Annotated in this window: 1 protein-coding gene; it reads right to left on the bottom strand. The window is 44.4% G+C overall.

From position 1 onward, the window contains the following. A partial coding sequence (locus CI597_RS17520; protein WP_095143030.1) for an IS256 family transposase occupies nt 1-865 on the bottom strand: 865 nt, incomplete at both ends.

Raw genomic sequence — 865 nt, 5'->3', positions numbered from 1 at the left:
GTTGTGTATATCACCTTCCTGACGGTTGCTGAAAACTTGAAGATGGGAGAAACAGCATCCCAGTTGTCCTTCCAGCGTTTCATCGAATTCGGATATTTGGGTGTCCATTTCTCTGTCACACGTTCAAGGGCTGCAAGGGCCTTCTTTTCATCCGATGCCTGGTAGATCGTCTTTAAATCTGCTGCAAACGCCTTCCTGTCTTTATCTGGAACATATTTTAAGGTATTCCTCACCTGGTGGACAATGCATCTCTGATATTCTGTTTTGGGGAATGCAGCAGCAATGGCCTCCTTTATGCCTGTAAGACCATCCGCACAGATGATAAGGATGTCCTTTACGCCCCGGTTTTTCAGCTCATTCAAAACAGACAGCCAGTATTTTGAGCTTTCATTCTCTCCAACATGAATCGTAAGTACCTCTTTCTTCCCTTCCGCATTGATCCCAAGAATGACATAGGCGGCAAGTTTACGGATCATTCCATTGTCACGGACAGAATAGTGGATGGCATCAATATATAGGATTGGATAGACCTCATCCAGTGGCCGGTTTTGCCAGTCTTCGATCTGGGGCAGGATCTTGTCTGTGACATCAGAGATAAATCCTTCCGAGGTTTCAAAGCCATAGATCTCCTCCATGGTTTCTGATATCTGCCGGGTCGTCATCCCTTTTGCATACATGGAAATGATCTTTTGGTCAATATCAGAAATATCTTTCTGCCGTTTTTTCACCACTTGTGGTTCGAAAGTAGATTTCCGATCTTGTGGCACAGGGATCTGCATAGAACCATAACTGCTATTTACCTGTTTTGGTTTGTATCCATTCCGGTAATTCTCATTGTCGGAGCGTTCTGATTTTGCATATCCCA

The sequence above is a fragment of the Anaerostipes hominis (ex Lee et al. 2021) genome (genome assembly GCF_002270485.1).
In the GTDB taxonomy this organism is placed as follows: domain Bacteria; phylum Bacillota; class Clostridia; order Lachnospirales; family Lachnospiraceae; genus Anaerostipes; species Anaerostipes hominis.
The sequence above is the reverse complement of the archived record's forward strand: the minus strand, read 5'-3'. Positions and strand labels throughout refer to the sequence as shown.